General features: G+C 68.7%; 17 protein-coding genes and 2 pseudogenes. 7 read left to right on the top strand and 12 right to left on the bottom strand.

The window, feature by feature from the left end:
• Nucleotides 1-51: 51 nt before the first annotated feature.
• The 3 genes from ACFWAY_RS30900 to ACFWAY_RS30890 are packed head-to-tail and all read right to left on the bottom strand — an operon-like array spanning nucleotide 52 to nucleotide 1920.
• A complete protein-coding gene (locus ACFWAY_RS30900) occupies nucleotides 52-849 on the bottom strand; it encodes a class I SAM-dependent methyltransferase (protein WP_378513226.1) in 798 nt (265 codons plus the stop codon).
• A 21-nt stretch (nucleotides 850-870) separates the two neighbouring features.
• The gene (locus tag ACFWAY_RS30895; RefSeq protein WP_378451905.1) at nucleotides 871-1371 is read right to left on the bottom strand and encodes a DUF2505 domain-containing protein; all 501 of its coding nucleotides are present in this window, start codon (nucleotides 1369-1371) and stop codon (nucleotides 871-873) included.
• Between the two features lie 51 nt (nucleotides 1372-1422).
• On the bottom strand, nucleotides 1423-1920 hold the full coding sequence (locus ACFWAY_RS30890; RefSeq protein ID WP_378451906.1) for a DUF2505 domain-containing protein: 498 nt from the start codon (nucleotides 1918-1920) through the stop codon (nucleotides 1423-1425).
• Between the two features lie 25 nt (nucleotides 1921-1945).
• Between ACFWAY_RS30890 and ACFWAY_RS30885 the strand changes: the two genes are divergently transcribed.
• Both ACFWAY_RS30885 and ACFWAY_RS30880 read left to right on the top strand, forming a co-directional pair.
• A complete protein-coding gene (locus ACFWAY_RS30885; protein ID WP_378513225.1) occupies nucleotides 1946-3037 on the top strand; it encodes a UDP-N-acetylmuramate dehydrogenase in 1092 nt (363 codons plus the stop codon).
• Between the two features lie 32 nt (nucleotides 3038-3069).
• Nucleotides 3070-4254, top strand: a complete 1185-nt coding sequence (locus ACFWAY_RS30880; protein WP_378451908.1) for an Ig-like domain-containing protein — start codon at nucleotides 3070-3072, stop codon at nucleotides 4252-4254.
• 290 nt (nucleotides 4255-4544) lie between these two features.
• On the opposite strand, the gene ACFWAY_RS30875 is transcribed toward ACFWAY_RS30880, so the two are convergent.
• Nucleotides 4545-5291, bottom strand: a complete 747-nt coding sequence (locus ACFWAY_RS30875; protein ID WP_378451909.1) for an SDR family NAD(P)-dependent oxidoreductase — start codon at nucleotides 5289-5291, stop codon at nucleotides 4545-4547.
• A 9-nt stretch (nucleotides 5292-5300) separates the two neighbouring features.
• The gene (locus tag ACFWAY_RS30870; protein WP_378513224.1) at nucleotides 5301-6248 is read right to left on the bottom strand and encodes a TauD/TfdA dioxygenase family protein; all 948 of its coding nucleotides are present in this window, start codon (nucleotides 6246-6248) and stop codon (nucleotides 5301-5303) included.
• Nucleotides 6249-6829: 581 nt separating this feature from the next.
• On the opposite strand from ACFWAY_RS30870, the gene ACFWAY_RS30865 reads away from it, so the two are divergent.
• Nucleotides 6830-8104 carry an ROK family protein gene (locus tag ACFWAY_RS30865; protein ID WP_378451911.1) on the top strand — a complete coding sequence of 425 codons (1275 nt, stop codon included), beginning with the start codon at nucleotides 6830-6832 and terminating at the stop codon, nucleotides 8102-8104.
• A 47-nt stretch (nucleotides 8105-8151) separates the two neighbouring features.
• Here ACFWAY_RS30865 and ACFWAY_RS30860 read toward each other — a convergent pair.
• The 4 genes and pseudogenes from ACFWAY_RS30860 to ACFWAY_RS30845 form a co-directional block, all read right to left on the bottom strand.
• A pseudogene (locus tag ACFWAY_RS30860) lies at nucleotides 8152-8436 on the bottom strand (transposase); the annotation flags it as partial.
• A gap of 25 nt (nucleotides 8437-8461) precedes the next feature.
• Nucleotides 8462-8713, bottom strand: a pseudogene (locus ACFWAY_RS30855) (IS630 family transposase); the annotation flags it as partial.
• Between the two features lie 110 nt (nucleotides 8714-8823).
• On the bottom strand, nucleotides 8824-9294 hold the full coding sequence (locus ACFWAY_RS30850; RefSeq protein WP_378513223.1) for a helix-turn-helix domain-containing protein: 471 nt from the start codon (nucleotides 9292-9294) through the stop codon (nucleotides 8824-8826).
• A 150-nt stretch (nucleotides 9295-9444) separates the two neighbouring features.
• Complete coding sequence (locus tag ACFWAY_RS30845; protein WP_378513222.1) at nucleotides 9445-10032, bottom strand: DUF742 domain-containing protein; 588 nt, start codon at nucleotides 10030-10032, stop codon at nucleotides 9445-9447.
• A gap of 120 nt (nucleotides 10033-10152) precedes the next feature.
• Here ACFWAY_RS30845 and ACFWAY_RS30840 point away from each other — a divergent pair, with 120 nt between their 5' ends.
• A complete protein-coding gene (locus ACFWAY_RS30840; RefSeq protein WP_378451913.1) occupies nucleotides 10153-10818 on the top strand; it encodes a cysteine hydrolase family protein in 666 nt (221 codons plus the stop codon).
• Here the strand turns inward: ACFWAY_RS30840 and ACFWAY_RS30835 are convergent.
• The 3 genes from ACFWAY_RS30835 to ACFWAY_RS30825 form a co-directional block, all read right to left on the bottom strand.
• Complete coding sequence (locus tag ACFWAY_RS30835; protein WP_378451914.1) at nucleotides 10811-11842, bottom strand: tocopherol cyclase family protein; 1032 nt, start codon at nucleotides 11840-11842, stop codon at nucleotides 10811-10813. The genes ACFWAY_RS30840 and ACFWAY_RS30835 overlap by 8 nt on opposite strands.
• 3 nt (nucleotides 11843-11845) lie before the next feature.
• Nucleotides 11846-12250, bottom strand: coding sequence for a PaaI family thioesterase (locus ACFWAY_RS30830; RefSeq protein WP_378451915.1), 405 nt, complete (start codon nucleotides 12248-12250; stop codon nucleotides 11846-11848).
• Nucleotides 12251-12336: 86 nt separating this feature from the next.
• On the bottom strand, nucleotides 12337-13110 hold the full coding sequence (locus tag ACFWAY_RS30825; protein WP_378451916.1) for a PIG-L family deacetylase: 774 nt from the start codon (nucleotides 13108-13110) through the stop codon (nucleotides 12337-12339).
• 56 nt (nucleotides 13111-13166) lie between these two features.
• Between ACFWAY_RS30825 and ACFWAY_RS30820 the strand changes: the two genes are divergently transcribed.
• Genes ACFWAY_RS30820 through mshA form a run of 3 tightly spaced genes read left to right on the top strand, consistent with a single transcriptional unit; the run spans nucleotide 13167 to nucleotide 16513 of the window.
• Nucleotides 13167-14369, top strand: a complete 1203-nt coding sequence (locus ACFWAY_RS30820; protein WP_378513221.1) for an MFS transporter — start codon at nucleotides 13167-13169, stop codon at nucleotides 14367-14369.
• Complete coding sequence (locus tag ACFWAY_RS30815) at nucleotides 14315-15142, top strand: alpha/beta fold hydrolase (RefSeq protein WP_378513220.1); 828 nt, start codon at nucleotides 14315-14317, stop codon at nucleotides 15140-15142. Before ACFWAY_RS30820 ends, ACFWAY_RS30815 begins: the two co-directional genes overlap by 55 nt.
• 12 nt (nucleotides 15143-15154) lie before the next feature.
• Nucleotides 15155-16513, top strand: coding sequence for a D-inositol-3-phosphate glycosyltransferase (gene mshA / locus ACFWAY_RS30810; protein WP_378451919.1), 1359 nt, complete (start codon nucleotides 15155-15157; stop codon nucleotides 16511-16513).
• The last annotated feature ends 132 nt before the right edge of the window (nucleotides 16514-16645 follow it).

Below are 16645 nucleotides of genomic sequence, written 5' to 3'. Positions count from 1 at the left end.
ACATGTTTCGTGAAGTGACTCTACGGGGCGCTTCGGGGGATGTCGCGTGAATTAATTCCTGCCGGAACCGGGTGCAACCAGGTCCCACGGAACGGTGAGGATGTTGTCCCGCAGTGGGCGGCGTTGAGACTGCACCGGCAGGCCCTGCGCGCGCAGCAGTTCGAGCGCGGCCCGCCACCGCACCCGCGGTCCGAACGAGCCGTGCGGCGCCGCAGTGGCCCACGCGCGATCCGCTGCCGTGAGGAGGGCGTGGACCGGCTCGCCCGGGACGTTGCGATGGATCAGCGCCTTGGGCAGCCGTTCGGCGATGTCCGACGGCTTCTCCACGGCGAACGGGTCCCATGCCAGCGTCAGCGACAGCGGGCGGGTGGCGTCGAGCAGCACCCACGCGCAGCGGCGACCCAGTTCGTCACACGTGCCGTCGATGATCAGCCCGCCCGGTGCGAGCCCGGACTGCATCCGCGTCCAGGCCGGCCCGACCGCGTCCTCGGGGTACTGCCGCAGCACGTTGAACGCGCGGACCAGGGTGGGGCGCAGTCCGGAGAGTTCGAACCCGCCGCGGGCGAAACTCACTCCGTTCCGGCTCTCGACCACCCGTTCGGGGTCGATCTCGAGCCCGACCACCCGGCGGTCGCCGCGCACGGCGGTCAACCGGTCGGCGAGCTCGAATGTGGTGTGCGGCCGGGCGCCGTACCCGAGGTCGACGACGAGCGGGTCGGCGGAAGCGTGCAGCGTCCGGCGCACCAGCGCGTCGTGGACGAGCCAGCGGTCGCTGCGTCGCAGCCGATTGATGCCTGTCGTGCCCCGGGTGATGACACCGTGAGGCCGCTTCAGCGTCGCTGAAGTCATGGGAAATCCGTGCGGTGGTTGCTAGTGCTGCGACAACCACGTTTCGGTGATCTCGGCCTCGGCGCGGAAGAGATCGATCAGGTTGACGAGCATCAGCTGCTCGAGCTTTCCGCCGATGAACGGCAGATACACCTTGGCCTCGGAGGAGGTGCGGAACGTGCAGCCCGTCTCGGTGGCGAACAGCTTCATGGTGCCCGTGAGGCTGCCCGGGCCCGCGGGGATCGACGCCTCGTACGTGCCCGTGGTCGGCTCACCGAAGGGCGTGTACGACTCCTTGCGCGTGATGACCATGTCCTTCTTCATCACGGTCTGCGCGATCTCGGGAAGTTCCGACCGCGGCAGGATGTGGTGCAGGACGAGGTCGATCCCGTCGTCGGTCACCTCGAAATGCTCGATGTGGTTCTCGGAGTACTTCCGCATCTCCTCGATGCGCGCATCCCAGTAGTCACGGTTGGTGAACGCGTTGTACACCTCTTTGGGGGTGTGCTTGTAACGGGCTGAGTAGTCGATGCGGCGAGCCATGATCGCCAAGGTTACCGGCTGCGACGGAACACAAGGGACACCCGCCCCAGGTCAGGCCCCGAGCCACTGCTGCGTGAACGCCTGCTCCTTCTCGATCAGGCGGAGGACCTCGTCCGCGATCGCGCTCTCGATCTTGCCGCCGATCAGCGGGATCCTGACGTCGGCCTTGCCTTCGACCTGCACGTTCGACAGGGAACCGTTCCCCGTCAGCGTCTGGGTTCCGGAGATCGTCGCGGGCGCACCCACGACGTCGGCCGTGAACGTGCCCTCGGCGCGGTCGCCGTCGAGGGTGCCCCATGTCTCCGTGCGCTTGATCACGAGATCGCCGGAACGGACCTTCGAGACGATGCTGGGCAGGTGCTCGGCGGGAATCGACTGCGACATGGCCACCGAGATGGTGCCCGGGCCGGTGGTGATCTCGTCCAGGGTTGCCCCCGGTCCTCCGACCCGGTCGAGACGGTCGCGCCAGTACTGCTCGGTGATCAGGCCCGCATGGACCTGGGCGACGGGAAACGCATAGGACGACGAATGCTCGATGCGGCGGCTCACGATCCGCAGGCTACCGTTTGCGGTTGTGTGGGATGTGAGCATTGTCAGTCAACTCGTCGATTCGGGTGCCTTCGTATCCGAGAACCTCGAACTGTCGGGGATGACGACGCTGCGGGTGGGCGGGCCGGCGCGGATCGTGGCGGAGTGTCCGACGACGCAGGTCCTCGTCGACGTGGTGCGCCTCCTCGACGCCGCGCACATCCCGACGCTGATCCTCGCCGGCGGCTCGAATCTGGTGGTCGGGGACGACGGATTCGACGGTGTGGTGGTGCGTGTGTGCAACACCACTGTCGGTCTGGAGGAGGGATTCGTCACTGCCGAGGCGGGGGCCGAGTGGGATCAGGTGGTCGCGCAGACCGTCGCCGCCGAGCTGGGCGGGCTCGAATGCCTGTCGGGGATTCCCGGGTCGACCGGGGCAACCCCGGTGCAGAACGTGGGCGCGTACGGCGTCGAGGTGGGGTCGATGCTGAGGCGGGTCCACCTCCTCGATCGCCGCACGGGTGAGGCGCGCTGGGTCGAACCCGAAGCCCTCGGTCTCGGCTATCGCACGAGCGTCCTCAAGCACTCCGATGCCGCCCTGGTGCTGGCCGTGGAACTGACCGTGCATCCCGACGGGCTCGGCGAGCCGCTGCGCTACCGCGAACTGGTCTCGGCGCTGAACGGTGCCGAGGACGACCGGTTGCCCTCGGCACAGGTCCGCGACGCCGTGCTGGACCTGCGGCGGGGCAAGGGCATGGTGCTCGATTTCGAAGATCACGACACCTGGAGCGCGGGCTCCTTCTTCACCAACCCCGTCGTACCCGACGGGGAGTTGGCAGGTGTCCTCGCCGCGATCGAGACGCGCCTCGGCGACGTCGCCGTTCCCCAGTACCCGGCCGACGGTGGAACCAAGTTGTCTGCGGGGTGGCTGATCGAGCGGGCCGGCTTCTCGAAGGGGTATCCCGGCGAGAACGCTCTCGCGCGGCTGTCGACCAAGCACACCCTCGCGTTGACCAATCGAGGTGCCGCGAAGAGCGAGGACCTGCTGGCATTGGCCCGTGACGTCCGAGACGGCGTCCAGTCGGCGTTCGGTGTCCGGCTCGAACCCGAACCCGTGACGGTGGGCTGCGCGATCTGAGACGGGTCCGTAGCGCAGGTAACCTGTTAGCTGTGCATGAACTGGGTTCTCGGACAAGTCGGTCGCGCGTCGCGTTGATCGCGACGGCGCTGATCGCGTTTCTCGTTTTGCTGACCGGATGCACGGTCGGCTCCGAGTCGGGAACCGCCACTGCGCCGTCCGAACCGGCGGTCGAGGTGACCCAGAATCCGGCGTCGGGCACCGAGGACGTCAATCCGGTGGCGCCGATCTCCGCGACCGCGACCCAGGGCACATTCACCGACGTCTCGCTCGTCAACGCCGACGGCCGCGCCGTGCAGGGTGTGCTGTCACCCGACCGGACCACGTTCACCGTCGGGGAGGCGCTGGGCTACGGCGACACGTACACGTGGAAGGGCACGGCGCTCGGCACGGACGGCAAGTCCGTCGCCGTCGACGGCAGTTTCACCACGGTCGAGCCCGAAGAGACGATCGGCGCCACTCTCAACATCGCCGACGGTCAGGAAGTCGGGATCGCCGCCCCGATCATCGTCCAGTTCCACGAATCCGTCGAGGACAAGGCGGCGGTCGAGAAGGCGATGACCGTCACGACCAACCCGCCCACCCCCGGCGCGTGGGCGTGGCTGCCCGACGACAACGGGTCGCGTGCGCACTGGCGGCCGCAGAACTACTGGGCGCCCGGCACCGCCGTCAGCCTGGACGCCCGGCTGTACGGACTGGACTTCGGCGTCGGAGCGTACGGCGCTGAGGATCTGTCGCTGGACTTCACCGTCGGGCGCAGCCAGATCGTGATCGCGAACGCGCCGAGCCACCGCATGCAGGTGGTGCGCGGCGGCGAGACCATCCTGGACATCCCCGTCAGCTACGGCGAAGGCAACGAGGCCCGCAACGTCACCCGCAGCGGAATCCACATGGTGACCGAGAAGCACGAGGACTTTCTCATGTCCAACCCGCCGTTCTACGAGAACGTGCGCGAGCGCTGGGCGGTCCGCATCTCCAACAACGGCGAGTTCATCCACGCGAACCCCGAGACCATCGGTGTCCAGGGTTCGTCGAACGTCACCAACGGCTGTATCAACCTGTCCCTCGCGGACGCCCAGCAGTACTTCGGCACCGCGATGTACGGCGATCCAGTCGAGGTGACCGGAACGTCCATCGACCTCTCGGCCGCCGACGGCGACATCTACGACTGGGCCGTCGGCTGGCCCGAATGGCAGTCCATGTCGGCACTCGCATAGGCGAGCGAACTTTCTCCACACCCAGTGGAACCGAACCGGGGCCGCCTGCGTCTACCTGAATGAGGACGCGTCAACGGCGCCGTGTTCTCGGGTAACACAACTGTGGGGAGTCGTCCGCTGTCGAGGGGTCGACGGACGACCCCGACAGTCCGTTTCGGTCGAAAGTCGTTGATCGGCAGGGGGCTGTGGGATGGGATGGATGTTGCTGGGGGTCGTGACGATCGTGGCGGGACTGTGGACCGTGGTCCTGGTGCTCGAACACCAGGACAGGCGGACCGCCGCGAGGTCGCTTACGTCGTGCGGTGAAAACGCCCGGACGAAGCCTGATCTCGTGGCTTGACGACGATCTGGTCGATGTTCACGTGGGAGGGCCTCGAGGCGACGAACCCGATGACGTCCGCGACATCCGCGGCGACGAGCGGGGTGATGCCCTCGTAGACCTTGTCGGCGCGCTGCTGGTCGCCTTCGAATCGCACCAGCGAGAACTCGGTTTCCACTGCGCCCGGGGCGATCTCGGTGAGACGGACCGGCTTTCCGAGCAGTTCTCCGCGCAGCGTGCGGTGCAGGACGGCCTGCGCGTGCTTGGCGGTCGTGTATCCGGCACCGTTGTCGTACGCCTCGAGGGCGGCCACGGACGTGATGGTGACGACCAGACCGTCACCCGACTCGATCAACTTCGGCAGCAACGCCTTGGTGATCCGAAGGGTGCCCAGGACATTGGTCTCCCACATCCACCGCCAGTCGTCGAGATCGGCCTCGGCGACGGTGGCCAGTCCCTTGGCGCCGCCCGCATTGTTCACGAGCACGTCGACCCTCGGCAGTACCGCGCTGAACGCGTCCACGGAATCCTGGTCCGTAACGTCGAGTTCGAGCGCGGTACCGCCGATGTCTTCGGCGATCTTCTCCAGACGATCCAGTCGCCGGGCCCCGATGACCACATGAAATCCCTGCTCGGCCAGGGTGCGGGCGGTGGCTTCTCCGATTCCGGAGCTTGCCCCGGTGACGACGGCGATGCGGGTGTCAGGTGAAAAGGTCATGCCGACATGTTAGGTCTCGTCGATGACGGAGTAGCCACTCGCGTCGCCGGCGACGCTGCGGCTGCGCTCGCCCCGGATGTTGACGGGGACGTCGCCGGCCAGGGTGATGCGGTTGAGGCGCCGGTAATGATCGTCGTAGTCGGCGACGGCGTAGTGCTGAGTGGCACGGTTGTCCCAGATCGCGACGTCGCCCGACTGCCAGTTCCACCGGGTCGTGAACTCGAGCGAGATCGCGTGATCCTGCAGGACCCGGAAGAGTGCCTGCGACTGGGTGCTGCTCAGACCGACCAGGCTCTTGATGAAGTGACCGAGCAGCAGTGTGCGCTCGCCGGTCTCGGGGTGCACCCGCACCACCGGGTGCTCCGTCTCGAAGTAGGTGGACTGGAACTCGGCGCGGTACTCCGTCGCCTTCTCGTCCTGCGCGCGTTCCGCGCTGGTCGCCGCGTAGTCGTAGACGTTGGTGTGCGTCGCCCACAGGTTGTCGGCGAGGACCTTCAGCGGCTCGGGCAGCGCGTTGTAGGCGGCGACACCCGATGCCCAGGTGGTGGATCCGCCATAAGTCGGGAGTTGCACGGCGCGCAGGATCGACGCCTTCGGGATGCGATCGACGAACGTGACATCGGTGTGCCAGCTGTTGGCCTTGCCGTAGTCGGAGTCGATGGGCAGCACCTTGGTGCCGCGCGACGTGACGGTCGGATGCGCCGTGGTGGGGGAGCCGAGAAGTTCCGCGAACTCGTACTGCGAGTCGTCGGTCAGATGTTCCTGGCCACGGAAGAAGATCACCTTGTGCTCGAGCAGGGCCTGGCGGATGAGCGACACGGTGGCGGGGTCGAGGTTGCCGCCGAGCCGGACGCCGTCGATCCGGGCGCCGATGTGGGCACCGAGCTTGACTACGCTCGGGGCGTTCTGGGAACCCTCGGCGTCTGTCACGTGCTCGGGCGCGAAATCGATGGACATGGTGAGCCTTTCGGATACCGGAGACGGTGTGGAGTCCCGTAACCGAACCATCGGGCGGTGTGTCGCCGGAAGGATTTGCGTCACCCTGATCGCAAGGGGCGGGCGTGGCCCGACGAACCCAGTTCGCGTACAGCGCGGCGGCCGCTGTCGGGGCGAGCCCGCCGCCGAGAACTGCCGATGTCGATCAGCGGGAACAGTGCGGCCGCCCAGACGGTCAGCCCCACCGAGTCCATGACGAGGAGACGCCGCCGGCGGTGCCTCGCAGGGGCGGGAACTGCGGAACCGGCGCGGGGTGGAGGTACACGCCGACGCGCCCTCCGATTGGTGAAACCGACCGAAGCTGCTAGTTTCGTGTCATGTCTTCAGGCCAGTCGACCGCTCCGCGGGTCACCTATGTGACTTCCGCGCTGGGCTCGCGGCTGCCCTTGGCGCGGGAACTGTGTTGTCGCTGTCTCAGCATCTGCAGCTAATTCGCGCAGCCTTCTCCTGATCGATCGTCCTCGGTCGTCCCACTCTCGGTCTGGGACGGATGCAACGTTCGGACGAAGGTGCGCACCGCCTCCGCTTGCAAGGACTGCCACGTGTCTACCCCCACTCTTTCCAGCCCCACCCGGACCGGTTCCGTATCTCGATTCCAGCGGCCCGTGTCCCGTCCCCGTCTCCATATCGTTCCCCCCGAGCTGCGGATCAGCGACGGCCCGGCCGCCGGTGTTCTGCGGGTCGCCCGGTCTCGCGGGCCGCTGTCCAGGGACGTCGCCGCGAAAGCGACCGGCCTGAGCATCGCCACCGTCAACCGACAGGTGTCGGCGCTCCTCGACCTCGGGCTGTTGCGCGAACGCGGCGACCTCACGCCGTCCGGCGCCATCGGTCGTCCGCGGGTTCCGTTCGAGGTCAACCACGAGCCCTACCTGACGGTGGGCATCCACATCGGCGCGGTCGTGACCAGCATCATCGCCAGTGACCTGCGCGGGAAGGTTCTCGGCGCGGTCGAGGTGCCCACCCCGCAGGGAGCGTCCGCCGACGCACTCGCCGGCATCGCACGCAGCGCGCGGGCCTTCGCCTCCCGCTGGCACCGGCGTCGCCCGCTGTGGGCGGGTGTCGCGCTCGGCGGTCGGGTCGATGCGCAGACCGGTGTCGTCGACCATCCCCGGCTGGGATGGAAGTCCGCTCAGGTCGGCGCCATCATCGCGACCGGACTCGGGTTGCCCGTCTCCGTTGCGGCGCACGTCGAGGCGATGGCCGCGTCCGAACTACTGTTGAGCCCCGACAGCGAAGACGGTGTCGCGCAAGGCGAAACGGGCCTGTACTTCTACGCCCGCGAGACGGCCGGCATCGCCATCACGATCGACGGGCGCGTCCACACGCCGTCGAGCGGTCCCGGTTCCATCGCCCACTTGCCGACCGGCTCGTCGGCGCAGTGCTCGTGCGGTTCACGCGGGTGCCTCGAGGCGACGATCAGCGATCGCGCGGTCATCTCCGCCGCCCTCGATGCGGGCATCCTCGCGGAGTCGAACCAGCGGCCGACGATGAGTGCGCTCTACAAGGCGGCGTCCTCGGGTTCCATTCCCGCACACGAACTTCTGGTGGAACGCGCTCAGGTGCTCGGGAAGACGGTCGCCATGCTGCGTGACCTGTTCAACCCGGACCGGGTGATCCTCGGAGGCCAGGCGTTCACCGAGTACCCGGCCGGCATCCCGCACGTCGCGGAGGCCTTCGCGCAGGCATCGTCGCTGGAGCGCAGGGACATTCGCATCTCCGGATTCGGCAACCGGGTGCAGGAGTACGCCTCGACGGTGGTGTCGCTGAGCACCATCTACTCCGACCCGGTGGGAGCGATGCGCCGGACGTCGGTCTAGCGTCACAGCAATTCGGCAGCCGCACAGGCACTAGTAGACCGTCGCGGCTAAGTGTTGGGATATAGGTGGCGGAGTTTGATGCGGGCGTCGTCGGTGGTGAAATGCCACTGGACCTGGCGTTGATCGGCGTTGGTCTGTCGTTGCCAGGCGGCGAGTTCGGCGCCCAGTGTCTCGAGGTCCTCGATGCGCCGGTCCAGGCACTGGCGGGTCAGCACCGAGAGTTCGATCTCGGCGATGTTGAGCCACGAGCCGTGTTTGGGGGTGTGGTGGATCTCGAGCCTCTGCGCGAGCGCGAACGCCTCGGCCGGCTCGAAGGCCTCGTAGAGCGATCCGGTGCCGTGGGTGCCCGAGGTTGTCCATCACCAGCACCACCGTCTCTGCGTCGGGGTAGTCCACGCACAGTAAGTCTTTGACCTGCCGGGCCCAGTCGATCTTGGTGCGCCGGGGCTGGGCATCGACACGCCGCCAGCCGGCCAGGGGCTCGACCCAGCAGAAGATCGAGCAGGTCCCGTGCCGCACGTACTCCGAATCCTCTCGCCGGTCGCGGCCCGGGGCTGCAGAGATCGGGTCGCGAGCATGGGCCAGCAACTGGTAGGGCTTCTCGTCCATACACACCACCGGGCGTGAGGGATCGTGGGGGCGGGCGTAGACCGACAGAACATCCTCCATCCGAGCAGCGAACTCCGCGTTCGCTTTTGGCGGGATGGTCCAGCACTTCTTCAGGTGAGGACGAAGTTTCGTTTTTTTAAAATACGGCCGATGGTCGAGTGGTCCAGGTCGGGGATGTCGTCGACCAGGGCGACGTGCTTCTCCAGCAGTCGCAGCGACCACCGGGCATGTCCCGCCGGGGGCTGTGTGCACGCCAACGCAATCAACCTGGCCTCGACCTCGCCGGTGATCTGCGACGGCACCGGTGGCAGGTCACGCTGCTTACGACCGATCGTGGCCTCCACGTCCTGACCGGTTTCGGCGAACCGCTTGGCCACCAGCCGCACCGTCTCACCCGAGACTCCCAACCGTGCCGCGATCACCTTCTTCTCATCCACCACCCCGACCGAGGTGTCCAGCGCCAGCAACACCCGGGCCCGCCGGATCATCGAGGCCGGATGCACCCCGGTCGTGGTCAACCGTTCCAAGAACTCACGATCAGCCGTGCTCAACGTCACCGGACGCTTCTTCTGCGAAGGCATGGCAACAGTCCTGACCGGCAGAGGGGAAGGGGAAGTCTGCCGCCCCACCCTCGCACCGAAACAGGCCAGAACTAAGCAGCGACACGCTACTAGTCTGTGCGGCTGCCGAATTCGTGTGCGTCCGTCCGGGCGCCGGCACCCCGGTGGATCTCAGAGTTTGCGCAGCCCGTCGAGGACGCGCTCCATCAGTTTCCGGTCCGGGCCGCTGGACCCGGCCGTCTCGTTCACGGTGACCGCCCCGGCCGCCGCGAGGTCGCCGACGAGTACGCGCGCGACGCCGAGCGGGATCGACGCGAGCGACGCGATCTCGGCCACCGACCGCGGTTCGGAGCACAGCGCGAAGACGCGACGCAGTTCGTCCGGCGCCCGCATCCCGTCCACCACGGTGTCCCCGTCCGCACAGGCGACGATGACCGCCTCCAGTGGCAGATCGACCCCGGACTCGGTCCTCCCGCCCGTCAGAATGAACGGCCGGACGATGGAAACGGTATCCTCCGTCGCCAGCCACTCGGTCGACTCGGCAGCAGCACTGTCGACGGCGTCCGGAGCCTGATCGGCGGGTCCGGAAACGGGTTTCACCTGCTCGGGAGCGGCTTCGGCCGGGCCGGGCTCCACCCACTCGGCGGACTGCGGCGGGCTCGGGTCCTGCTCTTTCCTGGCGCTGCGGCGTCGGCCGGCTGATCCGAAGCGCGCCCCTGTCGCGCCGATCGACGGCCAGTTCTCATCGCTCACAGTCATCGGTTGGGACCCTTCTCGCAGTACCCCACCCACTCCATCGTCCCAAACCCGCGCTTCGTGCGAATGCACCGGTCCCTGTGATTCCGGCTACAGGGTGCGCGCGAGCGTTAGATTTGCTGCGTGACGCACTGGCGGCAGAACTCGGATCCGTTCCTCGCTCCCGATCTCGGCCGGTCCGCGCTGCTCGTCGTCGACACACAGGTGGACTTCGTGGACGGCGGGACGGCACCAATTCCCGGCACCTCGGCGGTGCTGCCGGCGATCGCGCGTCTCGTGGACGCCTACCGGGAGGCCTCGGCCCCGATCGTGCACGTCGTCCGGTTGTACGAGGGCGACGACGTGGACCTGTGCCGGCGCCGCGTGATCGCGGCCGGACTCGGCATCGCCAGACCGGGCACCGCCGGCTCCCAGGTGGCGCCGGAGTTGGGGGTGCCACCGCTCGACCCCGAGTCGCTCCTCGGCGGCGGCCTCCAGGTCGTCTCGCCCACCGAGCACGTCCTGTTCAAACCCCGGTGGAGTTCGTTCTACCGCACCGAACTCGACGACCGCCTGCGACAGTGGCGGGTCGACACCGTGGTGATCGCGGGATGCAACTATCCCAACTGCCCGCGCGCCACGATCTTCGACGCCAGCGAACGCGACTACAAGGTGCTCGTCGCCGCCGATGCGATCTCGGGCGTCGACGCCCGCCACCTGGAGGAGGCGGGGCGGATAGGGGTTCTCCACGCGGAGACCGACGAGATCGTCGAGGCATTGCAGCCACCCGAGATCGAGGTGATCAGCTGAGCGGCGGCGCCGATGTCGCGTCCGGCGGCGCACCCCTCCTGCGCAACTCCGCGCGCGCCCGCTCGATTCCGCCGTGTTCCAACGCCGCGAGTGGTGATTCGTCGGCCCAGACGAGCTCACCGCGACGTCGGACCGTCACACTCATCGAGCCCGCGAGGTGCTCGAGGGCGCCGGGGATGTTGCGACGCTCGGCGGGGAGCGGAACCGGCAGCACGTGCGCCGAGCCCAGCGGGGAACCGCCCTCGATCTCGACGCTCCACGTGCGACCGCGGCCCCGCAGCGACCACCGCTCGTCCGTGACATGTGCCCGGACGGGGGAGGTGACCGGGTTGCCGAGGCGAACCACCGTGCCGTCGGGCAGCGCGACGACGACGGCCGTGACCTCGGTGCGCAGCCCGCCCGCGGTGATCTCGCCGCCCGCGAACGCGACACACGCCTGCCGATCGGCGAAACCCTGAGCCTGGCCCCACCACCAGGAGTCGGGGAATCCGCCCTTTCCCCAATTCTTTTCGCCGTAGACCTGGGCGCCGTCGAGGTCGATCTCGGTGCCGCCCAGCACGGCCGTTCCCTCGGCCCGTCCGCCGAGTAGCCACGGGTGCCAGTACTGGTTCAGCGCGGGCACGGTCTGGAACACACTCGACCCGCCGAGCCTGCGCCGCGGCCACGGGACCTGCGCGCCGATCCGGACGTCGAGGCGGGCGTCCGGCCCGAGATCCACTTGCACGCGGTCGACGGACCCGCGGAACGCATCGCCGGCGAAGGCGCCCAGTCCGGCCGGGTTGGCGTAGCCCTCCGGGTGCGCGGCGGTCCGCAGAAACCGGGTGGGGTGACCGGCGAGCCCGAGCGTCGCCCAGTGCCCGTCCGCGGCCCGGTTGATTCCCGCCAGCGCGATGACGACCTGTCCCGTCGCGGGCTGCGTGAACCGCCAGAAGTAGCCTTCCATCGCGACGTCGTGCGCGGCGAGGACGTTGCCGAACGGCAGATCCGCTCCCGTGGAGCGGTACGCCCGCAGCAATCGCGACATCGGTCAGCTTCCCGGCTGGGGGTGCAGCACCGCCTGCGACTGCGTCACCTGCGCAACAAGTCGGTCCTCGTCGTCCCGCAGTTCGGTGACGACGGCGACCGTGGTTCGTCCGGCGTGCAGCGGACGCGCGGTCGCGGTGACGGTGCCCTTGCGGACGCCGCGGGTGAACACCGTGCTCGAACTCGTGGTCGACGTGGACGCTCCCGCCGGGAGATTGAGAAACGCGCAGACGGCTCCGACACTGTCGGCCAGCGTCATCAACGCCCCGCCGTGCATGCCGCTTCCCGCGGTGGTGCGGTGCTGTTCCCACTCGAGGTGCCCGACGACCTCCTCGGGTGCGGCCTTGGTGAGGCGAACCCCGGTGTGCACGGCGAACGGCATGGTCGCGACGAGATCAGCGGGATCCATACCCGTGGATGCTAGGCGCGGAACCGAACCCGCGCAGGCGGTTCGCGGGGCTGGGTCCCAGACTCCGGTCTCGCCGGGCCGGTCGATCAGAGGGGCAGCGAAGACTCCGCGAGCCCGGCCGGTGCCCCGCGACGGCGGAACCATTCCTGACCGAACGCCGCCCGCAGCTGCTCCTCGGGCATCTGCAGGAACGGGCCGAAATCCCCGATCTGGGTGGCGTGCGCGTGCATCGCGGCGCGCTTGGCGTCCATGGCCGAGGTGACGTCCACGACCGTGGTGATCTCGGAGTCCGGCAGGCCGAACGTGTCGAGGTCCGGTGGCTGGGAGTTCTCGGACCACTCCGGATTCGCGGCCATGAGTCGCCGGATGTGGTCGCGACTGACGGCGGCCTCGTAGACGTGTGGCACACCGGCCAGTTCGGCGGCCCGGATGCCCACGTGATGGACCTGGACGTGATCGGGATGGCCGTAGCCACCGTTGGGGTCGTAGATGGTGACCACGTCGGCGGATTCCTCGACGAGGATCGCGGCCAGCCGGGCGGCGGCCTCCTCGACGTCGACGTTGCAGAACGCGGCGGGATTCTCGTTCTCCGGCGTTCCCGCCATCCCGGAATCCGCGTAGTGCAGCAACACCACACGCTGGGCGCCCAGCAGCGACGTCGACTCCTCCAGCTCGCGGCGCCGACGCTCGGCGAGTGATTCACCCTCTGTCAGGATCCCTTCGGGGGCCTCGCCGAGCGCCCCGTCCGTCGCGGTGACCACGACGACGCGATGACCGGCGTCGGCGGCCTGACGCATCACGCCACCCGTGGTGAACACTTCGTCGTCGGGATGGGCGTGGAAACACACCAGGACACTCATGGGCGCAATACTTGCACGTGCTGGAAGTCGCGGCCACGATCTGTGAGGCTCGACGCGTGCTCGGTACCTATCGTCAGATCTTCGCCGCCCCCGGCTCCGCAGCGTTCTCCGCCGCAGGATTCGTTGCGCGCGTACCGATCGCCATGGTCGGCATCGGCATCGTCACGATGTTGTCCGAACTGCGCGGCGACTACGCACTCGCCGGTGCCCTCGCCGCGGTGTTCGCGCTGACCTACGCGTTCATCACCCCGGTCGTGTCCCGGGCGGTGGACCGGTACGGGCAGTCCCGCGTCCTTCCCGTCGCGTCGGGGATCAGCGCGACGTCCATCGCCGCGATGCTGCTGTGCGTCAGGTTCGGGACGCCCGACTGGGTGCTGTTCGTGTGGGCCGTCCCCGCCGGCTGCATGCCCACGATCGGTGCGATGGTGCGCGCCCGCTGGACCGAGCTGTACCGCGGCACGCCACTGCTGCGGACGGCGTTCGCGTTCGAGGCGGTGGTCGACGAACTGTGCTTCATCGCGGGACCGGTGGTCTCCGTCGGGTTGTCCGTCACGGTGTTCCCCGAGGCGGGACCGCTCGCGGGCCTCGTCCTGCTGGTGGTCGGCACCCTCGCGCTCGTCGCTCAGCGCGGCACCGAACCACCCGTGCATCCGGCATCGCACGACGGCCGCCCGTCCGTCGTCCGGACGCCCGCCGTGTGGATCCTCGTGGCGGTCATGGTGTCGATGGGCACGATCTTCGGCGTCATCGACGTCGGTGCCATCGCCTTCACCCGAAGCCACGACGCACCCGCCTCCGCCACCGTGGTGCTGGCCATGTTCGCGGCGGGTTCCGCTGTGGCGGGCATCGTGTTCGGCGCGATCCGGGTGTCGGCGTCGCTCCGGAAACAGTTGATGGTCGCGGTCCTCGCGGTGGCGGTCCTGACGGTTCCGCTGCTTCTCGCCGACAGCATCCCGGCGCTCGCCGTCGCCTACGCGGTGGCGGGGATGACGGTGGCGCCGATCATGATCGTCACGACCGGTCTCGTCGAGCAGATCGTGCCCGCGGCCGCGCTGACCGAGGGCATCACCTGGATCGTCACCGGACTGGGTGTCGGCGTCGCAGTGGGATCGGCGCTCGCGGGCCGGATGATCGACGAATTCGGCACGACGGCGGGTTACGCGGTGGCGGCGGTCGCCGCGCTGCTGGCCTCTATGGTGACCCCATGGCTATTCGTGAAACAGCCGGCGTCGACGGAACGCCCCTCGTCTACTCGGTGACCGGTGCGCCCGACGCTCGGGCCCTGGTACTCCTGCACGGTTGGGCGCAGTCCTCGAAGTGCTGGGGCCCCGGGGTACTCGACGAACTCGCGGCCCGCTACCGCGTCATCGCCGTCGACCTGCGCGGACACGGCTACTCGGGTGCGCCCGACACCGGCTACGACGACTCCGCGATCTGGGCCGGCGACGTCGACGCGGTGCTCACCGCCGAAGGCGTCACCTCCGGCGCCGTGCTCCTCGGCTGGTCCTACGGCGGCCTCGTGATCTGCGACTACCTGGCGTCCCACGGAACGTCCGCCGTCGACGGCGTGGTCCTCGTCGGAGCCATCACCAGCATCGGTCGCGGGGAGGCCGGCGGCAAGGTCGGTGCGGCGATGCGCGCGGCGATTCCCGACGCGATGTCCGAGGAGTCGCGCGACGCGATCCGCGCGCTGGGCGCGTTCGGCAACGCACTCACCGGACCGCCGGAAGGCAAGGGCGCGCAGTCGCAGGCGCTGTTCGGGGCCAGTCTCGCCACCCCGCCCCGGGTGCGGGCCGCCCTGTTCAACCGGTCCGCGAGCCACGACGACCTGCTCCGGTCGCTCGATGTGCCGGTGCTCGTCCTGCACGGCACCGAGGACTCCGTCGTCGATGTCTCGGCTGGTAGGCACGCTGCAGAACTGATCCCGCAGGCGCGGGCGTCGTTCTGGGAGGGCTGCGACCACGGACTGTTCGTGGAGGATCCCGACAGGTTCGTGACGGAGGTCGGCGAGTTCGTCGACAACCTCGGTTAAAGGGGCCGATCGGTGAGGGAGCACTATGGAGTGGTGACGCCCATGCACAATTCGCGCCCCCGCAGGGTGGCCGTCCTCTCGGTCCACACCTCACCACTGGCGCAGCCCGGTACCGGCGATGCGGGCGGCATGAACGTCTACGTGCTGCAGTCCGCCATCCAGATGGCGCGTCGTGGCGTCGAGGTGGAGATCTTCACCCGGGCCACGTCGTCCGCCGACGCACCGGTCCAGGAAGCGGCGCCCGGGGTCCTCGTCCGCAACGTGGTGGCCGGCCCGTTCGAGGGGCTGGACAAGCAGGATCTGCCGACGCAGCTCTGCGCGTTCGTCGCCGGGGTGCTCCGCGAGGAGGCCCGCCACGAACCGGGCTACTACAACCTGGTGCACTCGCACTACTGGTTGTCCGGGCAGGTCGGCTGGCTCGCCCGCGACCGGTGGGGTGTGCCGCTCGTGCACACCGCGCACACGCTCGCCGCGGTCAAGAATCTGTCGCTCGCCGAAGGTGACACTCCCGAACCGGCCGCCCGCCAGATCGGCGAGCAGCAGGTGGTGGCCGAGTCCGACCGGCTCGTGGCCAACACCACCGAGGAATCCGATCAGCTGGTCCGGCACTACGGCGCCGACCCGAACCGCATCGACGTGGTGGCGCCCGGCGCAGACCTGACGCGGTACCGCCCGGGTGACCGGGCCGCCGCCCGGGCGAAGCTCGGAGTCGACCCCCGCGAGACCGTCGTGACGTTCGTCGGACGCATCCAGCCGCTCAAGGCGCCCGATGTCCTGCTGCGCGCCGCCGCGGAACTGATCGCCCGAGACCCGGAGTCGACACTGCGGGTGCTCGTGGTCGGCGGCCCGTCCGGTTCCGGGCTGGCCCGGCCGGACGCACTGATCGAACTGGCGTCCTCCCTCGGCATCGCCGCGCGGGTGACGTTCCTTCCGCCGCAGGCGCCCGAGCGGCTCGCCGACGTGTACCGGGCCTCGGATCTCGTTGCGGTGCCTAGCTATTCGGAGTCGTTCGGCCTGGTCGCCATCGAGGCGCAAGCCTGCGGCACGCCGGTGATAGCCGCGAACGTGGGCGGTCTCGGCGTCGCCGTCCGGAACGGCGAGACCGGGCTACTGGTGGACGGGCACCGCACCGAGGACTGGGCGACGGCGTTGCAGTCGCTGGTCTCCGAGCCCGGCAGGCTCGCCGCGCTGGCCGCCGAGGCTCCGCGTCACGCGGAGAATTTCTCCTGGGAACACACCGCCGACGGCCTCCTCGAGAGTTATCGGATGGCGACCGTCAACTACAACTACGGACACGGCCCCAGCGAATTCTCCCCGCGTCGCGGACGCGGATTGTGGAAGCTGCGCAGGGCCGGGGGAGTGCGCGCATGAGTTGCCCTGTGTCAAGCCGCCGGTTGTTGGTGGGCGATCAGTCGTTGGAGGGCGCCGTGTTTGTCCGGGTCGTAGGCGAGGTTGTCCTGCCAGCAGTGCCAGATGACGAACAGCCAGGCGCGGGCGAGGATG

Source organism: Rhodococcus sp. NPDC059968 (assembly GCF_042738615.1).
GTDB lineage: Bacteria > Actinomycetota > Actinomycetes > Mycobacteriales > Mycobacteriaceae > Rhodococcus_F.
The sequence above is the reverse complement of the archived record's forward strand: the minus strand, read 5'-3'. Positions and strand labels throughout refer to the sequence as shown.